The 22,140-nt window shown below is 67.8% G+C and carries 22 protein-coding genes; 9 read left to right on the forward strand and 13 right to left on the reverse strand.

Annotation, left to right across the window (positions count from 1 at the left end):
- Positions 1-108 precede the first annotated feature (108 nt).
- From ON31_RS23280 to ON31_RS23290, 3 genes are all read left to right on the forward strand, one after another.
- Complete coding sequence (locus tag ON31_RS23280) at positions 109-3,867, forward strand: multifunctional oxoglutarate decarboxylase/oxoglutarate dehydrogenase thiamine pyrophosphate-binding subunit/dihydrolipoyllysine-residue succinyltransferase subunit (RefSeq protein WP_081592676.1); 3,759 nt, start codon at positions 109-111, stop codon at positions 3,865-3,867.
- Positions 3,868-4,019: 152 nt separating this feature from the next.
- Positions 4,020-4,235 (forward strand): type II toxin-antitoxin system VapB family antitoxin, encoded by a 216-nt coding sequence (locus tag ON31_RS23285; protein WP_039816843.1) that lies wholly within the window; start codon positions 4,020-4,022, stop codon positions 4,233-4,235.
- A complete protein-coding gene (locus tag ON31_RS23290) occupies positions 4,232-4,666 on the forward strand; it encodes a PIN domain-containing protein (protein ID WP_115061459.1) in 435 nt (144 codons plus the stop codon). The genes ON31_RS23285 and ON31_RS23290 overlap by 4 nt, the downstream gene beginning before the upstream one ends.
- 47 nt (positions 4,667-4,713) lie before the next feature.
- Here ON31_RS23290 and ON31_RS23295 read toward each other — a convergent pair whose 3' ends face one another.
- Both ON31_RS23295 and ON31_RS23300 read right to left on the reverse strand, forming a co-directional pair.
- Entirely contained in the window at positions 4,714-5,838 is a 1,125-nt protein-coding gene (locus tag ON31_RS23295; RefSeq protein ID WP_255222224.1) for a GGDEF domain-containing protein, read from the reverse strand.
- 225 nt (positions 5,839-6,063) lie between these two features.
- A complete protein-coding gene (locus tag ON31_RS23300) occupies positions 6,064-7,188 on the reverse strand; it encodes an epoxide hydrolase family protein (RefSeq protein ID WP_039816846.1) in 1,125 nt (374 codons plus the stop codon).
- A 103-nt stretch (positions 7,189-7,291) separates the two neighbouring features.
- Between ON31_RS23300 and ON31_RS23305 the strand changes: the two genes are divergently transcribed.
- The 3 genes from ON31_RS23305 to ON31_RS23315 all read left to right on the forward strand — a co-directional run bounded on the left by ON31_RS23305 (position 7,292) and on the right by ON31_RS23315 (position 10,574).
- On the forward strand, positions 7,292-8,248 hold the full coding sequence (locus tag ON31_RS23305) for a helix-turn-helix transcriptional regulator (protein ID WP_039816847.1): 957 nt from the start codon (positions 7,292-7,294) through the stop codon (positions 8,246-8,248).
- A 101-nt stretch (positions 8,249-8,349) separates the two neighbouring features.
- Positions 8,350-9,054: a PadR family transcriptional regulator gene (locus ON31_RS23310; RefSeq protein ID WP_255222225.1), complete on the forward strand. Its 705-nt coding sequence runs from the start codon at positions 8,350-8,352 to the stop codon at positions 9,052-9,054.
- A gap of 38 nt (positions 9,055-9,092) precedes the next feature.
- The gene (locus tag ON31_RS23315; RefSeq protein WP_051037647.1) at positions 9,093-10,574 is read left to right on the forward strand and encodes a DHA2 family efflux MFS transporter permease subunit; all 1,482 of its coding nucleotides are present in this window, start codon (positions 9,093-9,095) and stop codon (positions 10,572-10,574) included.
- On the opposite strand, the gene ON31_RS34845 is transcribed toward ON31_RS23315, so the two are convergent.
- From ON31_RS34845 to ON31_RS23330, 3 genes are all read right to left on the reverse strand, one after another.
- Entirely contained in the window at positions 10,555-11,175 is a 621-nt protein-coding gene (locus tag ON31_RS34845) for a Uma2 family endonuclease (RefSeq protein WP_051037648.1), read from the reverse strand. The genes ON31_RS23315 and ON31_RS34845 overlap by 20 nt on opposite strands.
- Positions 11,176-11,290: 115 nt before the next feature.
- Positions 11,291-13,036 (reverse strand): sulfite oxidase, encoded by a 1,746-nt coding sequence (locus tag ON31_RS23325; protein ID WP_051037649.1) that lies wholly within the window; start codon positions 13,034-13,036, stop codon positions 11,291-11,293.
- A 238-nt stretch (positions 13,037-13,274) separates the two neighbouring features.
- Entirely contained in the window at positions 13,275-13,835 is a 561-nt protein-coding gene (locus ON31_RS23330) for a CGNR zinc finger domain-containing protein (RefSeq protein ID WP_039816848.1), read from the reverse strand.
- A 92-nt stretch (positions 13,836-13,927) separates the two neighbouring features.
- On the opposite strand from ON31_RS23330, the gene ON31_RS23335 reads away from it, so the two are divergent.
- Both ON31_RS23335 and ON31_RS23340 read left to right on the forward strand, forming a co-directional pair.
- Complete coding sequence (locus ON31_RS23335) at positions 13,928-14,821, forward strand: alpha/beta fold hydrolase (protein WP_255222226.1); 894 nt, start codon at positions 13,928-13,930, stop codon at positions 14,819-14,821.
- A 76-nt stretch (positions 14,822-14,897) separates the two neighbouring features.
- On the forward strand, positions 14,898-15,839 hold the full coding sequence (locus tag ON31_RS23340) for an alpha/beta fold hydrolase (protein WP_039816852.1): 942 nt from the start codon (positions 14,898-14,900) through the stop codon (positions 15,837-15,839).
- Between the two features lie 58 nt (positions 15,840-15,897).
- On the opposite strand, the gene ON31_RS36910 is transcribed toward ON31_RS23340, so the two are convergent.
- Positions 15,898-16,122 (reverse strand): hypothetical protein, encoded by a 225-nt coding sequence (locus ON31_RS36910; RefSeq protein WP_147286992.1) that lies wholly within the window; start codon positions 16,120-16,122, stop codon positions 15,898-15,900.
- A 139-nt stretch (positions 16,123-16,261) separates the two neighbouring features.
- On the opposite strand from ON31_RS36910, the gene ON31_RS23345 reads away from it, so the two are divergent.
- The gene (locus tag ON31_RS23345; protein ID WP_039816853.1) at positions 16,262-16,579 is read left to right on the forward strand and encodes a hypothetical protein; all 318 of its coding nucleotides are present in this window, start codon (positions 16,262-16,264) and stop codon (positions 16,577-16,579) included.
- Between the two features lie 15 nt (positions 16,580-16,594).
- On the opposite strand, the gene ON31_RS23350 is transcribed toward ON31_RS23345, so the two are convergent.
- The 7 genes from ON31_RS23350 to ON31_RS23380 form a co-directional block, all read right to left on the reverse strand.
- Positions 16,595-17,302 carry a hypothetical protein gene (locus tag ON31_RS23350; protein WP_147286993.1) on the reverse strand — a complete coding sequence of 236 codons (708 nt, stop codon included), beginning with the start codon at positions 17,300-17,302 and terminating at the stop codon, positions 16,595-16,597.
- Complete coding sequence (locus tag ON31_RS23355; RefSeq protein ID WP_255222227.1) at positions 17,290-17,886, reverse strand: TetR family transcriptional regulator; 597 nt, start codon at positions 17,884-17,886, stop codon at positions 17,290-17,292. Before ON31_RS23355 ends, ON31_RS23350 begins: the two co-directional genes overlap by 13 nt.
- Positions 17,879-18,937: an NAD(P)H-dependent amine dehydrogenase family protein gene (locus ON31_RS23360; RefSeq protein ID WP_039816900.1), complete on the reverse strand. Its 1,059-nt coding sequence runs from the start codon at positions 18,935-18,937 to the stop codon at positions 17,879-17,881. The genes ON31_RS23355 and ON31_RS23360 overlap by 8 nt, the downstream gene beginning before the upstream one ends.
- 184 nt (positions 18,938-19,121) lie before the next feature.
- Positions 19,122-19,277 (reverse strand): hypothetical protein, encoded by a 156-nt coding sequence (locus tag ON31_RS37615; RefSeq protein WP_218007377.1) that lies wholly within the window; start codon positions 19,275-19,277, stop codon positions 19,122-19,124.
- 259 nt (positions 19,278-19,536) lie between these two features.
- Positions 19,537-19,746 (reverse strand): type II toxin-antitoxin system VapB family antitoxin, encoded by a 210-nt coding sequence (locus tag ON31_RS23370; protein ID WP_039816859.1) that lies wholly within the window; start codon positions 19,744-19,746, stop codon positions 19,537-19,539.
- A 60-nt stretch (positions 19,747-19,806) separates the two neighbouring features.
- On the reverse strand, positions 19,807-20,226 hold the full coding sequence (locus ON31_RS23375; RefSeq protein WP_039816861.1) for a VOC family protein: 420 nt from the start codon (positions 20,224-20,226) through the stop codon (positions 19,807-19,809).
- A 94-nt stretch (positions 20,227-20,320) separates the two neighbouring features.
- Positions 20,321-22,111 (reverse strand): AMP-dependent synthetase/ligase, encoded by a 1,791-nt coding sequence (locus tag ON31_RS23380; protein ID WP_039816863.1) that lies wholly within the window; start codon positions 22,109-22,111, stop codon positions 20,321-20,323.
- Positions 22,112-22,140 lie beyond the last annotated feature (29 nt).

The raw sequence follows: 22,140 nt of genomic DNA on the forward strand, positions 1-22,140 counted from the left end.
CCCACGGGCGATCGGGCGGGGGCATATCCTCAGTGGGGGCGCATCGGCGCGCATCTTGCCGATTACCCGTGCCGGGCACGTCACAAACGTCGCAGCGCGAAGAACGAAATGAGGCGAACACCTGCTGTGAGCAGCTCAACAGACCAGTTCGGACAGAACCAGTGGCTCGTCGACGAGATGTACCAGAAGTACAAACAGGACCCGTCGTCTGTCGATGAGAGCTGGCACGAGTTCCTCGCCGACTACACACCGGAGAACAACGCCGACGGCAACAGCCAGGCCGCCGCCCCGGCCGCTGCCGCCGCCGCTCCGGCTCCCGCCCCGCCGCGGCCCGCCGCTCCGAAGCCCGCCGCCGCGCCCGCACCGGCACCGGCACCGGCCAAGGCTCCCGCGCAGGCGCGCTCCCCGCAGACCACTCCCGCCCCCGCCTCCAACGCCGCCCCCACCGCGGGTGCGCCGAAGGCGGACGTGAGCGATGAGGCCAAGGTCCTACGCGGGCCCGCCGCGGCGGTCGTGAAGAACATGTCGGCGTCCCTGACCATCCCCACCGCCACCTCCGTGCGCGCCATCCCGGCGAAGCTGATGATCGACAACCGTCTGGTCATCAACAATCACCTGGCCCGCACCCGCGGCGGCAAGATCTCCTTCACCCACCTGCTCGGCTACGCCATCGTGCAGGCGGTCAAGTCCTTCCCGAACCTGAACCGGCACTTCGCCGAGATCGACGGGAAGCCCAACGCGGTCACCCCGGCGCACACCAACCTGGGTCTGGCCATCGACCTGCCCGGCAAGGACGGCAACCGCTCCCTGGTCGTGGCGGCCATCAAGAACTGCGAGGGCATGACCTTCGCACAGTTCCACAGCGCCTACGAGGACATCGTGCGCCGCGCCCGCGACGGCAAGCTGGGCATCGAGGACTTCTCGGGCGTCACCATCTCGCTGACCAACCCGGGCACCATCGGCACCAACCATTCGGTGCCGCGGCTCATGCCGGGTCAGGGCGCGATCATCGGTGCGGGCGCCATGGAGTACCCGGCCGAGTTCCAGGGCATGGGTGACGACCAGCTCGCCGAGATCGGTATCGGCAAGCTGATGACGCTCACCTCCACCTACGACCACCGCATCATCCAGGGCGCGGAGTCCGGCGACTTCCTGCGCACCATCCACCAGCTGCTGATCTCCGACGAGTTCTACGACGAGATCTTCCACGGCATGGGCGTGCCCTACGAGCCGGTGCGCTGGCGCCGCGACGTCACCGAGCGCGGCATCGACAAGAGCGTGCGCGTGCAGGAGCTCATCGCCGCGTACCGCAACCGCGGCCACCTGATGGCCGACACCGATCCGCTGCGGCTGGTCAAGGACAAGTTCCGCTCGCATCCGGACCTGGACGTCACCGAGCACGGCCTGACCCTGTGGGATCTGGACCGCGAATTCAATGTGGCGGGCTTCCACGGCCAGGAGCGCATGAAGCTGCGCGACGTGCTGTCCATCCTGCGCGACGCCTACTGCCGCCACGTCGGCGTGGAGTACACCCACATCCTCGATCCCGAGCAGTTGCAGTGGATCCAGGACCGGGTCGAGCAGAAGCACGAGAAGCCGTCGGTCGCCGAGCAGAAGTACATTCTGTCGCGGCTGAACGCCGCCGAGGCGTTCGAGACCTTCCTGCAGACCAAGTACGTGGGTCAGAAGCGCTTCTCGCTGGAGGGCGCGGAGTCGGTCATCCCGATGATGGACTCGGTCATCAACCAGTGCGCCGAGCACGCCCTCGACGAGGTCGTCATCGGTATGCCGCACCGTGGCCGCCTGAACGTGCTGGCCAATATCGTCGGCAAGCCCTACTCGAAGATCTTCACCGAGTTCGAGGGCAATATGAACCCGGCCGCCACGCACGGCTCCGGTGACGTGAAGTACCACCTGGGCGCGCAGGGCACCTACATCCAGATGTTCGGCGACAACGACATCACGGTGTCGCTGACCGCCAACCCCTCGCACCTGGAGGCGGTGGACCCGGTGCTGGAGGGCCTGGTCCGCGCCAAGCAGGACCTGCTCACCAAGGAGGACCTGTCCACCAAGGGCGAGGAGGAGCGCAACTTCTCCGTCGTGCCGCTCATGCTGCACGGCGACGCGGCCTTCGCGGGCCAGGGCGTGGTGGCCGAGACCCTGAACCTGTCGGGTCTGCGCGGCTACCGCACCGGCGGCACCGTGCACATCGTGGTCAACAACCAGATCGGCTTCACCACCGCGCCGGAGTACTCGCGCTCCACCGAATACTCCACCGATATCGCGAAGTTCATCGGTGCGCCGATCTTCCACGTGAACGGCGACGATCCCGAAGCCTGCGTGTGGGTGGCCGAGCTGGCCGTCGACTACCGGCAGAAGTTCAACAAGGACGTCGTCATCGACCTCATCTGCTACCGCCGCCGCGGGCACAACGAGGGCGACGACCCGTCGATGACCCAGCCGCAGATGTACGACGTGATCGACACCAAGCGTTCGGTGCGCAAGATCTACACCGAGAGCCTGATCGGTCGTGGCGACATCTCCATGAAGGAAGCCGAAGACGCCCTCCGCGACTACCAGGGTCAGCTGGAGCGCGTCTTCAACGAGGTCCGCGAGCTGGAGAAGTACCGGCCGGAACCGTCGGAGTCGGTCGAGGACGACCAGCAGATTCCGCCGAATATGGTTACCGCCGTGGACAAGACGGTGCTGCAGCGCATCGGCGACGCGTTCGTGAACGTGCCCGAGGGCTTCAGTGTGCACCCGCGCGTCAAGCCGGTGCTGGAGCGCCGCCGCGAAATGGCCTACGAGGGCAAGGTGGACTGGGCGTTCGCCGAGCTGCTCGCCTTCGGCACCCTGATCGACGAGGGGCACGCGGTGCGCCTGACGGGTCAGGACTCCCGTCGCGGCACCTTCACCCAGCGCCACTCGGTGATCATCGACCGCAAGACCGGCGCGGAGTACACCCCGCTGCACAACATCGGGTCGACGAACGCCGGCTGGTTCGCGGTGCACGATTCGGCGCTGAGCGAATTCGCCGCCGTCGGTTTCGAATACGGCTACTCGCTGGGCAACCCGGACGCGCTGGTGCTGTGGGAGGCGCAGTTCGGCGACTTCGTCAACGGCGCGCAGACCATCATCGACGAGTTCATCTCCTCCGGTGAGGCCAAGTGGGGTCAGCTCTCCGAGGTCGTGCTGCTGCTGCCGCACGGTCACGAGGGTCAGGGCCCAGACCACACCTCCGGCCGTATCGAGCGGTTCCTCCAGCTGTGTGCGGAGGGCTCGATGACGGTGGCGGTGCCGTCCACGCCGTCGAACTACTTCCACCTGCTGCGCCGCCACGCGCTGGACGGCATCCGCCGCCCGCTGGTGGTCTTCACGCCGAAGTCCATGCTGCGCAACAAGGCCGTCATCTCCGATATCGAGGACTTCACGGACAACAAGTTCCGCACCGTCCTGGAGGAGCCGACCTACGAGAGCGGTGACGGCGACCGGTCGAAGGTCAAGCGCGTGCTGCTCACCTCGGGCAAGCTCTACTACGAGCTGGTGGCGGAGAAGCAGAAGCGGGGCCGTGACGATGTCGCCATCGTGCGCGTCGAGCAGCTGTACCCGATTCCGAAGTTCCGCCTGAACGAGGCGCTGGAGGGCTACGCCGCCGCCACCGATCTGGTGTGGATCCAGGAGGAGCCCGCCAACCAGGGTGCGTGGCCGTTCTTCGGCCTGAACCTGCCGGAGATCCTCCCGGCCCGGTTCGGCAAGCTGCGCCGCATCTCGCGCCGCGCCATGTCGGCCCCGTCCTCGGGTTCGTCGAAGGTGCACGCCGTGGAGCAGCAGGAGATCATCGAAGAGGCGTTCGCGGCGACCTCGTAAGGCGAAGCCACGTCCTCGACGCCGGGTCGACGCCGTTCACTTCGAACGGTTCGCACCCGGCGTCGCGGCCGGAGGACTTCCGCCGTCGCGACTCCCGATATCACGAAACCGACATATTATGAATATCGAGGATTCATAATATGGGGGTTCGGATGGCAACGACCGTCGAGATTCCCGACGAGATCCTGGCAGAGGCGATGCGCCTCACCGGACTCTCCACGAAGAAGGCCGTCATCAACCTGGCCATGACAGAGCTGGTCCAGGGCTACCGGCAGCGCGAGGCACTGACTCGGCTGAAGCGCATGGACCACAATCCGTTCCTCACCGATGAGGAGCTCGACGACCCGTCGGCCGCGGATCGATCGTGACGCTCCCTCTTCCCGGTTATCGTCCCCGCTATCTCCTGGACCAGTCGGTGATGCCCCACTACTGGTCGCAGCCGAGCATCCGCCGAAGAGTCGATGAACTGGCGGTACACGGAGTGCTGTGCTCCTCGATGGTCACTATGGACGAGGCTCGTTTCAGTGCGCGCAACAAGCGGGACCTGGCATTCCTCACCGAGCTCTACGGCTCGGTATTCCGTTGGCTCGCCACCGATGCGGATGTCGAGCAGCAGGTAAGCCGGATTCGCGGCGCGCTGTGGAAGATCGGCGCCGGTCGTGGCGCGCAGACCACGGATATCCAGATCGCCGCTATCGCACTGCGTCACGACGCGACCGTGGTGCACAACGACACCGACTTCGGCACCATCCAGCGCGCAGTGCCCGAGCTGAAGCAAGTCCGAATAGAACCTTCGTGACATGAGCCGGTGACATGAGGCCGCGGACAATTCGAGCCTCGCCGCGCCTACGCTCGCGGCACGCCTCGCCGCGGTGCGGCTGAGACAGGATTGGTTGCGGCCCGACCGGCGAGCACCACCGTGTTGCCGCCCAGCTGTTTTGCCCGGTACATGGCGGCGTCGGCGCAGCGCAGCAGGTCGTCGGCGGTGGCGCCGTGTTCGAAGGCGGCGACGCCGACGCTGGCGGTGATCGGGGTGTGCGGGCCGGTCATGGTGGCGATGGCGCGGCAGACGCGTTCGGCCGCAGCCTGTGCGGCGGCCGGGTCCAGGTGCGCGAGGACGGCGAATTCCTCACCGCCGCTTCGGGCTACGAGAGTGTCGCCGTCGGCGCAGGCGCGTAGTCGGGCCGCGGTGCGGACCAGGATGTCGTCGCCCGCCGAATGCCCGTAGGTGTCGTTGACCGCCTTGAAGTCGTCCAGGTCGATGACCATGGCGCAGACCGCGCGACCGTCGTCCACGCCGAACCGACCGGACAGGTAGTAGTCGAGGCCGCGGCGGTTCAGCAGCGCGGTCAGCGCGTCGGTGAGGGCGTCGGTGCGCAGCACCCAGTAGCAGAAGTGCACGGTGGGCAGCACCACCACGATGGCCACGGCCATGATCAGGACGATGGCGACCGCCAGCGCGACGTCACCGGTCTCCCCCGCCAGCCGCGCCGCCAGCACGATCACCGACACCAGGGAGAACACGGCATGCGCGGTCAGTGCCCGCGGGCTGTGGAAGACGCTCACGTAGCCGCCCGTGACCACCAGCAGCAACGCCCCGATCGAGCCGTAGACCCGGTCCTGGTCCATCAGGCACGCCGACACCACCAGCAGGTCGGCCGCCCCGATCAACAGCAGCGATTCGTTCTCCCCCGGCCACGGCCCCAACCACCAGCGCAGCGCCCACAGCGTCGCCCCGCCGGTCACGAACGCGAAGACGATATGCCCGGCCGTCCCGTGCGGCCCCGCCGGTGAGATCCAGGTGAGCACCGAGATCACCACCATGACGGCCCCGCCCGCACCCACCACGATCCGCACCGGCCAGTCCGCCGATCGCGCCGCCAAGGTCCGCAGCAGCCACCGGTAGTCCACCGGATCGTTCCACCAGGCGCGGACGATCGCACACCTGTCCCGCTCACTACCCGTCGGCAAAGAACGCCCCTTCTTCCGCCGAACACCGAATCCCGCCATATGGGACGATCCCCCGACCGCGCCCCGGTGCACACACCCCAGCACAAACCGCCCATACGGGCAACCCCCCTTAGCCTGGTTCGGCGATGGGAGGCTCCATGTCGACGTGGCCCGCTCGCGCGACAACTGAACCCCGCACGACGACGGTGGCCCGCGAGTTCGTACTCGCGGACCGTCCCGGTGTCCTCAGCGCAACGGGCCGAAGAAGGCGCGGAGGTCGGCGGCGAGATCGGCAGGGGCCTCCATGGCGGGGAAGTGGAGACCGTGCGGGAAGTCGGTCCAGTGCGCGTTGTCGGGGGCTGGGACGAGGCGGCGGACGGTGTCGTCGGAGCCGAAGGCGGCGAAGCCCTGGGGGACGCTGGTGGGGCCGCCCCAGTCGGTGCTGTGGGCCTGGTCGTAGAGGGTGTGAGCGGCGGTGGAGCCGGAGGCGGTGAACCAGTAGAGGCTGACCGTGGTGAGGAGTTGATCGCGGTCGACGGGCCGTTCGGTCCATTCGGCGAACTTCTCGGCGATCCAGGCCAATTGGAAGATCGGGGAGTCGACCAGGCCGTAGCCGACGGTCTGGGGCCGGGTGTTCTGGATGGCGAGATAGCCGGAGCCGTCCTGCTGGAACTCCGCTATGCGGGTGAGGATGAGCTTGTCGACCGGATCGTCGGCGTCCAGGCGGTCGGCCATGCCGGGGATGAAGGTCGCGGTCGCGGCGGCGGTGAACGGATCGGTGACCACGTGGATGCCGATGACGTGTTCGGGGTCGAAACTCGCCACCATGCCGGAGATGCCCGCGCCCACATCGCCGCCGTGCACGGCGTAGCGCTCGTAGCCGAGGCGGCGCATGAGTTCCACCCAGGCGCGCCCGGTGCGCGCCATGCTCCAGCCGGTGCCGCTCAGCGGCGTCGACAGCGTGTAGCCGGGCAACGACGGGGCCACCACGTGGAATGCCTGGCCCTGCTCGGGATTCACCAGCGGCTCGATGAGGTGCAGGAATTCGGCGACCGAACTCGGGAAGCCGTGGGTTATCAGCAGCGGCGTGGCATCGGGATGGCTCGAGGTCACGTGCAGGAAGTGAACGTGCTGCCCGTCGATGTCGGTGACGTACTGGGGGTAGGCATTGAGCGCCGCTTCCTGGGCGCGCCAGTCGAAGTCGGTCCGCCAGTAGTCGGCCAACTCCCGCAGGTCGTCCACGGGGATGCCGCGTTCGGGACCGGTGCCGGGCACGTGCTGGGCGTAGCGGGCGCGGGCCAGCCGGTCGTGCAGGTCGTCGAGGTCGGACTGCGGGATCTCGAGGCGGAAGGGGCGGATATCGGCGTGCATCTCGGAACTCCGTTCGGTGCGGTTGCGCTGTCTTGCGCTGGTAAAGCCACGGTAGGGACAATTGCGGAAGGGTTCGTTCCGCAATTGGAGGTGCAATCGAGAAATGTTGGAAACGTCCGCCCGATTGCTCCGTCTGCTCTCGCTGCTCCAGTCCCGCCGCGACTGGACCAGCGCCGAACTGTCCGATCGTCTGCGCGTCACCACGCGCACCGTCCGCAAGGACATCGAGCGCCTGCGCGAACTCGGCTATCCGGTCGAGGCCCGTCCCGGTGTGGACGGCGGCTACCGGCTCGGCGTGGGCGGCGCGCTACCGCCGCTGCTGCTCGATGACGACGAAGCGGTGGCGGTGGCCATCGGATTGCGCACTGCCGCAACGGGTTCCATTGCGGGCATCGAGGAGACGTCCTTGCGCGCACTCACCAAACTGCAGCGCATCCTGCCCGCCCGCCTGCGCCACCGGGTGAGCGCCTTCGGCTCGCACACCCTGCCGGTTCCGGCCCGTGGGCCGCTGGTCGACCCCGAGGTGCTCACCGTGCTCGCCGGGGTCTGCCGCGACAACGAGCGGCTGCGCTTCGACTACAGCTCGCACTCCGGGGCCGACACTCGACGCGAGGTCGAGCCCTATCGCCTGGTCAGCCATCGGCAGCGCTGGTACCTGCTGGCCTGGGATCGCGGACGCGACGACTGGCGCACCTTCCGGGTGGATCGCATCCGCCCGCGCACGCCCACCGGACCGCGCTTCACCCCCCGCGCGCTGCCGCCGGATCACGAGATCAGCGCACGGGTGGAGCGCGGTGTCGGCGAGGGCACCTGGCGGTACCGGGCGCGGATCATCGTGCACGCCCCGGAAAGCCATGTGCGGGAGCGACTTCCGATTCCGGTGGAGATCGAAGCACAGGGTCCCGACCGGTGCGCCTTCACGCCGGGCTCCGACCATCCGCTCCAGCTCGCCCTGTACGTGGGCATGCTCGACGCCGACTTCGAGGTGGTGGACGCGCCGGAACTGGCCGACGCGCTGCGCACCCTCATCGCGCGTTACCGCCGGGCGCTGCCGGACTGAGCGCGTGAAGGGCCTCACACCGCCTTGTCGCCCCACGTTTCCGCGCCGTATATTCCGCATGGAATATTTGGTTCGGGACATCCGCTGGGAGGAATCTGACGGTGGCGAAGAAGGCGGCAGGTGCGGCGCTGACGCCGATGGCGATCGCGGTGCTCGCCCTGCTGGAGGAGCGGCCGATGCATCCGTACGAGATGTATCAACTGCTCAGGACCCGGCGCGAGGATCACCTGATCAAGATCCGCCCCGGCTCGCTGTATCACACCGTGGACCGCCTCACCCAGCACGATTTCGCGGCCGCCGAGGGCACCGACCGCGCCGGAAACCGCCCGGAGCGCACCATCTACCGGATTACCGACGCGGGCCGCGCCGCCCTGCGCGGCCAGGTCACCGAACTGCTCCGCCAGCCGCTGCGCGAATACCCGATCTTCCCGGTGGCGCTGGCCGAATCCCACAATCTGCCCCGCGAGCAGGTGCTCGCGGCGCTGCGTGAACGCATCGCCCGGCTGGACGGTGACATCGCCGAACTCGACGCCCTGCGCGACTGGGTACGCCACAGGAGTGTGCCCCGCCGCTACTGGATGGTCCTGGACTACCTGCGCGCCCAGCGGGCCACCGAGGTCGGCTGGCTGCGCGATTTCGTCGCCGAACTGGAGAGCGGCGAACTCACTTGGGAGGCATTCGATCCGGAGACCGGCGAGCGCCTGCCCGACCCCGACGAGCGGCTCGGGCACGACTGGGCCGCCTCGATCTCCGAAGACATCTTCGACGAGGTGCGGAAAGGCGGTGACACCTCCCCGACCCCATGAACCGCCCATCCCCACCACTCGGACGAGGAACGAAACCCATGCCCGCTCAACGCAATCCGTGGCTGGCGCTGTACGCGCTGGTCGTCGGGTTCTTCATGATCCTGCTGGATATGACCATCGTGGCGGTGGCCAATCCGGCGATCATGACCGACCTGCACGCCGACATCAACAGCGTCATCTGGGTGACCAGCGCCTACCTGCTCACCTACGCGGTCCCGCTGCTGGTCACCGGACGACTCGGAGATCGCTTCGGTCCCAAGAACATCTACCTGCTCGGCTTGGCCGTCTTCACCGCCTCCTCGCTGTGGTGCGCCATGTCCGGCACCATCGAGATGCTGATCGCGGCGCGCGCGGTGCAGGGTCTCGGCGCGGCCCTGATGACCCCGCAGACCATGGCGGTCATCACCCGCACCTTCCCGCCGGACAAGCGCGGCGCGGCCATGGGACTGTGGGGCGGCGTCGCCGGTCTGGCCACGCTGGTCGGCCCGATTCTGGGTGGCTTCCTGGTGGATTCGCACGGCTGGGAGTGGATCTTCTACATCAATGTTCCGGTCGGCGTCATCGCCTTCGGTCTGGCCGTCTGGCTGGTGCCCGCCCTGGACACCCATTCGCACAAGTTCGATCTGGTGGGTGTGGTGCTCAGCGCGGTCGGTATGTTCCTGCTGGTCTTCGGCATTCAGGAGGGCAACAGCCGGGATTGGGACGCCGTCATCTGGGCGCTGATCATCGCCGGACTGGTGGTGCTCGGGTTGTTCGTGATCAATCAGGCTCGCAATACCGGGGAACCGCTGGTGCCGCTGAGCCTGTTCCGGGATCGCAATTTCGCGCTGTCCAATCTGGGCATCGCGGCCATGGGCGCGTCGGTGACCGCGATCTTCGTGCCGTTCTACTTCTACCTGCAACAGGTGCGGGACCTGTCGCCGACGCGTTCGGCGCTGGTGCTGGCCCCCATGGCCATCATCACCGGTGTGTGCGCGCCGATCATCGGCAAGCTGTCGGATCGGACGCCGCCGCGCCTCCTCCCGACCGTCGGTTTCGCCCTGTTCGCGACCACCACCTTCGGGTTCGCGATCTTCATGACGCCGGATACGCCGATTCCGGTGTTCCTGGTGATCGGTGGCATCGCCGGTATCGCCAACGCGTGCATCTGGGCGCCGCTGGCCACCACGGCCACCCACAATCTGCCGGTGCAGCAGGCCGGAGCGGGAGCCGGCGTCTACAACACCACGCGTCAGGTGGGTTCGGTGCTGGGGTCGGCCGCCGTGGCCGCGCTGCTCTCGGCGCGCATCGCGGCGCAGGGGCTGCCGTCGGACAGTCCGATCGGTGAGGGCGCGCCGGGCATGGGAGCGATGCCGCCGGAGGTGCTGGACAAGCTCAGCACCGCGTTGAGCCAGTCCATGTACCTGCCCGCCTGCGTGCTGCTGATCGGTGTGGTGGCCGCCGCGCTGTTCGTCGGCCGCCCCGGCGCGGACCAGCCGAAATCCGAACCGGCGCGCGCGGTCAGAGCAGCAGACCGGTGAGGCGGTGCCAGTCCACCCGGATCTCGATCGGCATCTCCACCAGCGTCGACTCGACATCGGCCTGGAGCCGCTTGTGCAGCCGGTACTGGCGCAGCACCAGCACATGGATGTCGATGGACGCCACCCGCTCGCCGTCCATCCGCACCAGCCAGTACCAGGGGATGCCCGCCAGCGCGTATTCGGCGGTCTTGTCGGCGGTGTCCACGCGTTCGGTGGCCGGGGACACCACCTCCACCGCGATCTTGATGCGGGCGGCGGGCATGGGGCCGAAATCGGAGGGCTCACCGCAGAACAGCGCCACGTCCGGGCGACGCACGGTGACGCGCGGCAGATCCCACAGCAGCACATCGAGGTCGGTCGCCACGAACAGCCAACCGTCGTTGTAGCGGTTCATATGCTTCTCGGCCGCGGTCTCCAGCATGGACGACAGTCGCCGCGCCGCATTGCGCTGCGCGAGGGTGGGTTTGTCGGCCCGCACGGCATCACCGTTGACCACCTCGACGAGTCGGCAGAACTCGCGCGGCAGCTTCTTCCAGATATCGAGGGTGATGGGCTCGGGCTGGAGGTTCTCCGGCCGAGCCCAATCCAGTACACCGGTCATGCACGCTCCTCGGGTGGGCGTCGACGGCCGGAAGAGATACTAAGCCCACACCACCGCGGGAAGACCGGTAGTTCGGTACGGCGTGCCGTATGTCCGATTGCCGGTCTGAATTCGGCTATCCGACCCGGACGGTGACCGTGGGATGCCCGGTCGCGCCGTCGGGCACCACGTCCCGGCGTTCAGCGGTCTGCACCGCGCCGGTGCCGTCGGTGGCGCGGGCGGTGACGGTGTGCTCGCCGGGCGTGGCGTCCCACTCGAAGACCCACTGCCGCCAGGTGTCCACCGACGGTTCGGCGGCCAACCGGGCGGGCTGCCAGTCACCGTCGTCGATGCGCACCTCCACGGCGCGGATGCCGCGATGCTGTGCCCAGGCGACACCCGCGACGACCACCCGCCCCGGGCTCAGGCGGGAGCGGGAGCGCGGGGTGTCGATGCGGGTGCCGGTCTTGATCGGACCGCGCGCCGACCAGCCGCGCCGGGTCCAATACGCCTGGGCGCGATCGAATCTGGTGACCTCCAGTTCGGTGACCCATTTGGTGGCGGAGACGTAGCCGTACAGGCCCGGGACCACCAGCCGGGCCGGATAGCCGTGCGCGACCGGCAGCGGTTCGCCGTTCATGCCGACGGCGAGCATGGCGTCGCGGCCGTCGGTGAGCACCGACAGCGGGCTGCCCGCGGTCCAGCCGTCGGCGCTGCGGGAGAGCACCATATCGGCGTCCGGATGCGGCCCGGCCTCGGCGAGCAGATCGTCCAGGCGGTACCCCAGCCAGCTGGCATTGCCGATGAGGTCGCCGCCGATGGGGTTGGAGACGCAGGCGAGGGTCACCAGCCGTTCGATCGCGGGCCGGGTCGCGAGATCGGCGTAGCCGAGCCGGATTTCCCGATCCACCATGCCGTGAATGCGCAGCGACCAGTCGTCCTTGCTCACCTGCGGCAGGATCAGCGCGGTGTCGATCCGGTAGAAGTCGGCGTTGGACGTGACATACGGCGTCAACCCCGGCAGCCGCAGATCCGCCTCCCCCTCGAGCACCGTCACCGGCCCGCTCGGCGGCGGCAGCGTCACCGCCGCCCGCTCCCCCGACACATCCCGCGCCCGCGCCCCCAGCCACCGCCCGACCACCCCGGTCGCCACCGCCGCCGCACCCGCGACCGCGATCCCGCGCACCACCCGCCGACGATCCACCCGGGCGGCCGCTGCCGCCGTAGCGGAAGCGGGACCGCCCACCCCGAAGGCGTCGCCTGCGACCGCACGCTCACCGGACTTCGGGCCGTCGGACGAGCCGGGGCGGGCGCTCGCGCGACCGGACCCGACGCTCGGCTCCGTGATGCCGCCTGATCCCGGATCACCCGGCAACAGGCATCCGGACGAGCCTGAGGTTGTGCCGCCGATGCCCGGCGCGCGACCCGACTCGGCGACACTCGTCTCCGCGGAAAGGTCTTCGACTCGGCGGATCAGCCTGCGCAGCAGCGTGATTCCGGCGAGTACGCCGATGACCGTGGGGAGCGCCCAAGTCCAAGCCGCTTGGGGACGGTCCAGGGCGGCAGCGGTTGCCAGCACGCCGAAGGCACCGAACAGAATCGATCCGAGCGGTCGGCGCGCCCGTTCCAGCAGGCCCGCACCGGCGGCCACGGTCACCGCGACCGCGCCCATGATGAGGTTCAGCACGAATTTGTCGCTGGTGCCGAAGGTGTCGATCGCCCACTCGCGCACCGCGTCCGGGGTGTGGTCGACCACCCCGGCCCCGACGGCGGCCAGGGGCGCGCTCTGCACGGCGACGATCGCGGCGAGCAGTTCGGCCACGCCGAGGATCGCCCCGGCCGCCACGACGCCGCTCGCTATCCGCAGTTCCCGTTCGGCCACCCAATCGACCCTACTGCCGGTGCGAGCCGCTGAGCTGCGGCGAGTTATGACATTCCGGTGACGTCGGGTAGAGGGTGGCCGGGACCCGGCACGTGCGAGCACACCCTGCGCCGCGGCGATACGGGACAGGTCAGGGCGATGCGGGTGCGCCGTTCTCCCGCGCTCGCCGCACATACAGCCGCTGGCTGGCCCGCGCGACCAACTCCCCGTCGGCATCCACGATGCGTGCCGGGACCGGTCAGTGCGCGTCGCCTTTGTGTCGCTGGTAGTAGCGGGCCACGCGGGCCCGGTTGCCGCAGCGGTCGGGGGAACACCACTGGCGGCGCGGGTGGGCGGGCAGGAAGAGCATGACGCAATCGTCTGCGGCGCAACGCTTCACCCGTGTGAGGGCGGGGTCGGTGAGAAGATCCACGGCGGCGTCGGCCAAGGTCGCGGCCAGGTGGGCGGTCGGGTCGCCGGTGCGGCGCGGGGCGGCGGTGAGGGTCGCACCGTTCCAGTCCAGCCGACGGACGGCGGGTGCGGCGGATTGCGCTTCGTACAGTCCGCGCAGCGCCGCCGCCGGGGGACGGCGTTCGCGCAGCAGGGCGTCGAGTACGGCGGCGGTGTGCTCACGGACGGCCCGCACCGCCGCCAGTTCGGCGGGTCCGGGATGCGCGTTCACCGTTTCCGGCAGCCGGTCGCCCTCCAGCCGCAACCAGTTTCCCAGCTGCTCCGGGGTTTCCAGCAGGTCACCGCCGACCGGCCGGGTGTTCACCAGGTCCAGGGCCAGTGGTTCGCCGATCAGCGGTTCGAGCTCCATCACTCCCTAATGCTAACTCAAGCTGTTGACACATTAGAAAGCCATGGGCTAGAAACTAATGCATCATCACCGAGAGAAAGCATGTGAATAACGTGAGCGCCCTCCCCCTGGCCCAGTACCGCACTCGCACCGTCGACGACGTCGAGGTCCACTACCGCGAATCGGTCCCCACCCGCGCCGACGCGCCCGTCCTGCTGCTCCTGCACGGCTTCCCCTCCGGCTCGCACCAGTTCCGTCGCCTCATCGACCTACTCGGCGACCGCTACCGCCTCATCGCCCCCGACTACCCCGGTTTCGGGAACACCGTCGCCCCAGCCGATTTCGACTACACCTTCGACCGTCTGGCCGATATCACCGAGGGTTTCGTCGAGGGTCTCGGCCTGACCCGCTTCGCCATGTACGTCTTCGATTTCGGCGCACCCGTGGGCTTCCGCCTCGCCACCCGCCACCCCGAATGGATCTCCGCCCTCGTGGTGCAGAACGGCAACGCCTACGAGGCCGGACTCTCCCACGGCGCAAGGGATTTCATCGCCCTGCGCCCCGACCAGGACGGCGCGGAGGCCACCATCCGCCAACTGCTCACCCCGGAAGGCACCCGAGGCCAGTACGAACACGGTGTCCCCGACCCCACCCTGCTCTCCCCCGACAGCTGGACCCTGGACCAGCACTACCTCGACCTCCCCGGCCGCAAGGAAGCCCAACTCGCCCTGGCCTTCGACTACCACACCAACGTGGCCCGCTACCCCGAATGGCAGTCCTGGCTCCGCACCCACACACCCCCCACCCTCATCACCTGGGGCGCGAACGACCCCTTCTTCCCCGCCCCCGGCGCCCACGCCTACCGCACCGACCTCCCCGACGCCGAACTACACCTCTTCGACACCGGCCACTTCGCCTTGGAAACCCACTTGGCCGACATCGCCCCACTCATCGCCGACTTCCTGGACCGCGTCCACACCCCCGCCGTTCGGTCCGCTCGGAGGTGAATCAGCTCACCGCCCGTCACGTTCGGGTGGGCCCGCTCGTCTGAATCGCACCAGCCCACTCGAATCGGAGAGCCTGATGATGTTCAGAACTTGGTCGCGGCGGATCGGCGTCGCCCTCGCCGTTACCCTCGCCGTCCTGCTCGCCCTTGCCGTGCCGGTCGCGTACGCGTGGGAGGGGCCGCGTTCGGACTACCGGTCGCAGTACCTCACTCGCGTCGAATCACGGTATGCCGATACCGATCTCGCACGCTTCCACTACACGGTGGCCGGTAGCGGGTCGCCGGTCGTGTTGATCGCGGGCGGTGCGCTGTGGGGGTACTCCTGGCGCGATGTGGTTCCCGAGCTGGCGCGGGAGCACACCGTGTACGCGGTCGACCTGCCCAGCCAGGGCTACACCGAGCTGCGTCGGCACGACTTCGCCTACGACCTTCCCGCCATGTCGGAGGCCATCGCGAGCTTCCTGGACGCGGTCGGCCTGGAGCGCACCGCCCTGGTCGGCCACTCCTGGGGCGGCGCGTGGAGTCTGTACTTCGCGCAACGCCACCCGGATCGCGTGGAGCGGCTGGCCCTCCTGGATTCCCCCGGCTTGGATGCCGAAAAAGCGCCCATCACATCGCTTTTCAAAACGCCGCTGCTCGGCGAGCTCGCCACCACCCTCACCGACCGCTCCTTCTACGCCGACAGCATCCGCGGCACCTTCGCGCACCAGGAACTCGTCACCGACGAGATGATCGACGAGGGCTACGCGCCCTTCTCCCGCCCGGCCAACCGCGCCGGATTCCTCGCGCTGTGGCGCAATCTGGACTACCGCCTGACCGACGCCGGATTGGGTGACGTCACCGCGCCGACCCTGGTGCTGTGGGGCGGCCAGGACGCCTGGCTCCCGTCCTCCCAGGCCCGCCGCCTGGCCGAGCGGCTCCCCGATGCGACGGCCACCGTCATCCCCGGCTGCGGCCACACCCTGCACGAGGACTGCCCGGCCGAGACCATCCCCCTGCTCACCACCTTCCTGCGCTGACCGATCCCACACGCGGGCAGTGCTCCCGCGTGGCGCGACGCGCGAACAACGCGAGAGGTCAGCTGTCACCGAGGCGGAATCCAGGAGGCCGGTCGTCCTTGTCGATCTGTTCGACGTAGTTCTCGGCGGCCCTGCTCTCGGTCGGGTCATACCCCGGAAGCGGCAGATCTCCATACGTGCGGGGAGGCGTGTTGGTCAGCACGCCTCTCCGCTGTCTGCCCCGAACCGCACGAAACACCCACCAGCATCCCGCCGGCACCGCGATCGTCAGGAGAAGTTCCATGATCAACGACCCTGGCCCCAGGGCCGCCCCTGTGGGACGACGACGTTCCGGGTGCGCGGCAGCAGCGCCCGAGGCATTCAGTAACACGACAGCTACCTCGGTCCGATGTGTCTGGCATCACCCATTCAGGAGGTTCGGGATGTTATCTGCGAAGCGACTCGCCGCCAGCGCCGTCGTAGCCGGTGCGGCCGCTGCCACCGTACTCGCCGGTGGCGGCACGGCACAGGCTGACGTGCCGGTATGGCAGGCCAACTGTCACGTGTACAACATCTTCAACACCGGCGGGATGTCCACCTGCGAGCTGCCGACCTGGCACCAGGTGAAGCTCACCTGTGTCGCGTGGCCCATACCGTTCATCTACTGGAAGTACGGCCCGGCACACTATGGGCAGAACCAGTCCTGGGCCAGCTGCGACTCGCTGAACGCATTGGTGGGGATCGAGGTCATCCAGGCGTAGACCGAGTTGCACCGATCAACGGAGAAATCCGTAGGAGTCGGTGTTGATCAAGATGATGCTGGCGACCATGCCCCAGGCCGGGGCGAAGAGCCACAGGCTGTTCGTCCCGCCGATGAAGATCGCGAGGTTGCGTGCGGTGTGCCCAACGTATTCCTTGTTGACGAAGTAGACGACGTAGTAGAGCACCGTGCCATAGAACATCATCCAGAAGATGACCAGGCCGATGATCCCCAATGCGCGCGCGGGCACGATATCGAAGGTGAGCGCGTAGATGAACAGCAGCGACGGGATCAGCGTCACGTACCCGTTGCCGGAGTCCACCCAGAAGCCGAACGACTTGCGGTTGGCATAGGCGGGATCGAACAGCGAGTACGACGACCAGACCTGCGCCCAGGTGCTCGGTCGTACGATCTCACGGATTCGGATGGGTGCGGTGAAGAAGTCGATCACACGGTCGAGTTCGCGCCCGCGGTAGTCCGCGACGAATCGCCGGTGCTGGCGCTCGACGAGGGAGATGCGCAGATTCAGCGAGATCTCCCACAGTGCGATCATCACGTTGATCCAGGTGAACGTCACCAGCACGATCTGCCCGACATTGACGCCGTAGCGCGCGATATGCAGGGCAATCGGTACCGCGGCACCGACCACGACGAATGCGGCGACCACCATCCAGACTCGGAGAATTCCGGCGCTGCGCACCGCGGGGTCGTCTACTTCCAACATTGGAACCTGATTCCTTCCAGAGCTTGCTCGGTGAGCTGATGCAAGGTGGGGTCGCGGGGATTGCCGTTGTCGAGCCAGCGCAGGAAAGCGAACTCGGCGCCGGCGAGCACGGTGTGGACGAGCAGCCCGGGTCGGATGTCCGCGTCGGGTCGCGCACCCATGCGCTCACCGACGAGTTCAGTCAACTGCGCGCGCTCGACCTGGCCGACCACCGCCACGCGGTCGAGGACGTGTGGTGCGGCCCGAATCGCGGTGCGCCAGTGGTCCAATGACTCCTGCTCGGCGACGAATGCTCGGCTCCACCGCAGACTCGCCTGGCACAGCGCCTCTTCGGCCGACTCGCTGTGCGGCCGTGCCCGCAGATTGGCGACGATGGCCGCACCGGCCCGGCGCAGAATGCCCAGCAGCAGGTCCTCCTTGTTGGTTACATAGCGGAAGTAGGTGCTGTGCCCGATACCCGCGGCCGCCGCGATCTCCTCGGTGGTCACCGCGTCGAAACCGCGCTCGGCGAACAGTCGCACCGCTGCGCGTTGAATGTCCCCGCGGATCTGTGCCTTCTGCCGATCCCGCAATGAATCAGCCACGCGCACCCCGCAGGTCCGCATGTGCGCGGCCCGCGACCACGGGCAGGTCCAGGCTGGTTTTGATGCCGGGTGCGGCCGCGCACACGTACGGGATCGAATTGACGCAGTGGTTCGCGGTCGCCACGATGCCCGGGTTGCGCTTCAGCCCCTCCGCGATCGAGGCGGGCTGCCAACCGCGAATGGTCACGAAAGTGTCCGGGTCGCCCTTGATTTCGATCTCGTAGCGTTCGCCCTCCGGCCCGAACTCCCAGCCCGGCTCCAGATGCTCCGCTCCCATCAGCCAGTTGACCGCGATTCGCACGACCGGCTGATCACCGACCATCGCATCCCACACGAATCGCTGCCCCGCGACCCGACCCGGCTCGATGATCCCCATCGGCGACTCGATCGGCGCGGCGGCGACGGCGATCTCGTGCGAAGTCCGGATCGGGGCGTCACCGAATCCGAGTGTGTCCGTGCACATGCGCACCGATTGGGTGAATCCGCCGGTCAGCAGACCGCGCATCGGGGATTCGCGGGCCTGCTCGGGGGTGCCGCCGAAGCCCATCACCCACCGCAGCACGTCGGGAGCGTCATAGGTGCGCATGTCGGAGAATTCCTCGGCGCGCACGAACGTCACCTTCGACGACATCGCCGAGAGCACCAGCGGGTGCAGGTCGGTGGTCCCACCGGGATTGATGCCGATCCCGTGCAACGTGACACCACCGTCGACGCAAGCCCGTTCGAGGTCGGCATCACGGTCGGTCGGATAGAACCAGCCGACCGGCGTGACCACATTCTTGCCGGACCGCAGCATGCGCGTCACCTCACCGACATTCGGGATCAGCGGGGTATACACCACCGCGTCCGCGGGCAACGCCAGGATTTCCTCGACATCGCCGGTGGCGGTGACACCCACCGGCCGCGTGCCGAGAATCTCCCCGACATCCTTACCGCGCTTTGCCTCGGAATGGACATAGCAGCCGACCAGCTCCAGCTCCGGATGAGCTTGTACCGCCTCGATCGCCGCCTTGCCCACCCCGCCCGTGGCCCACTGGACAACCCGCAACATGAACACTCCCCGGTAGAGCCTCTTAATGAGAGATAGACTCTCACGAGGGGCACGCCACCGCAACGCGAACCGCGCAGAACCACGGCTCAGCCGCCATCCATCACGGGACGTCGCGAAACTGTTCGTACAGCCGGTGCGGTCTCTCGGTCCGCCCACACCGGCGGCGAGCCGGGAATCAGCACGGTCAGGCGATGTCGCGAATATTGTGCTGCCCGAGTTCGGGTGCATGGCACGCGAGTGTGGCGAAATCGTTGTCGTCGTGCAGAACCGTCAGGCCGTGGTGCGCCGCAGTCGCCGCAATGATCAGAGCAATGGCCGATGCGCTGCGGTGCTCACCCACGCGGGACATCCGGTACTGCGTCGCAGCGACCTACCGATCGGCATGTTTCGGCACGGCGACGTCCGGATACAGGTCGGAGTACATTTCTGTGATTCCGTCATACCCGGCACGATCGCGGGCGCTGACGAGAAGATCGGCCCGCTGCGGATAGCGCGAGCCGATCGCCTCGGCGTCGATGGCATCGAACCATCCCGCTGCAACTTCTCGTCGGACAACAACCGGACCAGACCGGAAGTATCCAGCCGACAGATCATCGAGACTATTCCGCCGCATGCCTGCGTGCGGCATCCGCTACGACGTCCCAGTGCTGTGCTCGGTCGAAATGCTGAGCGATGCGGGCAGCGCGCTCTTGCCTTTCGGCGTAGAACCGCAGCGCGAGGTTGACCGCTTCCTTCTTGGTCCTGGCCTTGGAGAGCGTCATCGCGCGCTGTAAGGCGTCGTCGTCGAGATCGATTTGAGTAACGGTCATGACATGCCTCCGCTGATGTTGGTCATGTACAAGGACGAGTACATCACCAACATTCCGGGACTACTCGACCGGGCTGAAGCCCACCATCCACGGCACCCCGAACTTGTCGGTCACCATGCCGAACCCCTCCGACCATTCGGTCTTGCCGAAGGGCATGGTGATTTCGCCACCGGCCCCGAGTTCGGTGAAGATGCGTTCGGCTTCCTCCCGGAGGTCGAGGTCCACCGAGACGGCGTAGGGCGGGTTGGTGGTGTTGACGGTCTGGCCGGGTGGGCAGTCGGAGGCCATGAGCAGGTGGGCGGTGCCGCGCAGCGGGAGGGCTACGTGGGCGACGAGGTTCTTGGCCTCGTCGGAGAGTTCCTCGCCCCCGCCCATCTCACCGAAGCGGGTGATGTCGAGTTCGCCGCCGAAGACGCTCTGGTAGAAGGTGAACGCCTCCTCGGCGTTGCCGTTGAAGAGCAGGTACGGATTCAGGTTCACGGTATGCCTCCTCACGTGCTGATCGGTCGGGCAAACGGCAGCGGCCGCCGCCCCCGCAATGGAGACGACGGCCGCGGCCGAAACTCATCGGTGTTCAGCTGTAGATCGCGTCCACGTCGGTGGCGTACTGCTTCATGACCACCGCGCGCTTGAGCGACATCTTCGGGGTCAGCTCGCCGCCCTCCTGGGTCCAGTCGACCGGCAGTATGCGGATCTTCTTGATGGCCTCGGCGTGCGACACCAGCTTGTTGGTGGCGGCCACCGCCTCGTTGATCTCCGCGACCAGCTTCGGGTTCTCGATGATCTGCTCCATCGCGGTGTCGGCCGGAACACCGTTGCGCTCCTTCCAACCCGGCAGCGCCTCCTGGTCGATGGTGATGAGCGCGCCGACGAACGGCTGGCCGTCACCGACCACCATGACCTGGCTGATCAGCGGATGCTGGCGCAGGGAGTCCTCGAGCAGCGCCGGGGAGACGTTCTTGCCGCCCGCGGTGACGATGATCTCCTTCTTGCGACCGACGATGGAGATGAAGCCCTGCTCGTCGATGGCGCCCAGGTCGCCGGTCTTGAACCAGCCGTCGGCGAACGCGTCGGCGGTGGCCTCCGGGTTGTTCCAGTAGCCCGCGAACACGACCGGACCCTTGATGAGCAGCTCGCCGTCCTCGGCGACCTTCGCACCGTGCCCCGGCAGCGGACGGCCCACGGTGCCGACCTTGATGTTCTCGGGGGTGTTGACGCTGACGGCGGCGGTGGACTCGGTCAGACCGTAACCCTCGTAGATGGTGACGCCAGCGCCGCGGAAGAAGTGGCCCAGGCGCGCGCCCAGGGGTCCGCCGCCGGAGACTGCGGAGGCGCAGCGGCCGCCCATGGCCTCGCGCAGCTTGCCGTACACCAGCTTGTCGAAGACGGTGTGCTTGAGCTTCAGCACGAAACCGGGGCCGCCGTTCTGCAGCGCCTCGGAGTACTGCACGGCCACGTCGGCGGCGGCGTCGAAGATCTTGCCCTTGCCGCCGTCGTGCGCCTTCTGCTTGGCGCCGTTGAACACCTTCTCGAACACGCGCGGCACCGAGAGGATGAAGTCCGGCTTGTACTTGCCGAACTGCTCGACCAGCGTGGACCAGTCGGCGGTGTGCGCCACGGTGACACCGGCGTCGAACGCGGCCAACGCCACGGCGCGGGCGAAGACGTGCGCCAGCGGCAGGAACAGCAGCGACTTGCGGTCGGGCCGCAGGAATTCGCTCATGGCGGAGCGGTCGGCGGCCGACTCGGCGTAGAGGTTGGCGTGCGAGAGCATGACGCCCTTGGGGCGGCCGGTGGTGCCGGAGGTGTAGATGAGGGTGGCCGGGGAGGCCGCCTTCACCTGGGCGCGGCGCTCGTGCACCACGCTGTCGTCGAGGTCCGCGCCGCGCTTGATCAGCTCGGCGACGGCGCCGCCCTCGATCTGCAGCACCTCGTTCAGCTCGCCCAGACCGCCCTCGATCTCGCCGATGGTGGCGCGATGCTGCTCGTTCTGGACGATGATCAGCTTGGTGGCCGAGTCGGACAGGATCCAGCGGCACTGCTCGGCCGAGGAGCTGTCGAAGATGGCGACGGTGCAGCCGCCGGCGGCCCAGATGGCGAAGTCGAGGACCACCCACTCGTAGCTGGTGGCGGCCATGATCGCGACGCGGTCGCCGAGCTCGATGCCGGAGGCCACGAAGCCCTTGGCGACATCGGTCACGGTCTTGGCGAACTCGGTGGCCGTGACGTCGTTCCAGCCGCCGTTACCATCCGGGGTGTTGAAGACGACCAGGTTCGGCGTCTCCTTCGCATGCCGGAACGCGCCGTCCGACATGTTCGCGTTCTCCGGAATGGTGTAGGTAGCCGGGACTTCGAACTCTCGCATCGCTGCCCTTCCACAGTGGGTTAACTCGC

Origin of the sequence: Nocardia otitidiscaviarum NBRC 14405, from assembly GCF_000308635.1 — a bacterium.
GTDB classification, from domain to species: Bacteria; Actinomycetota; Actinomycetes; order Mycobacteriales; family Mycobacteriaceae; genus Nocardia; species Nocardia otitidiscaviarum.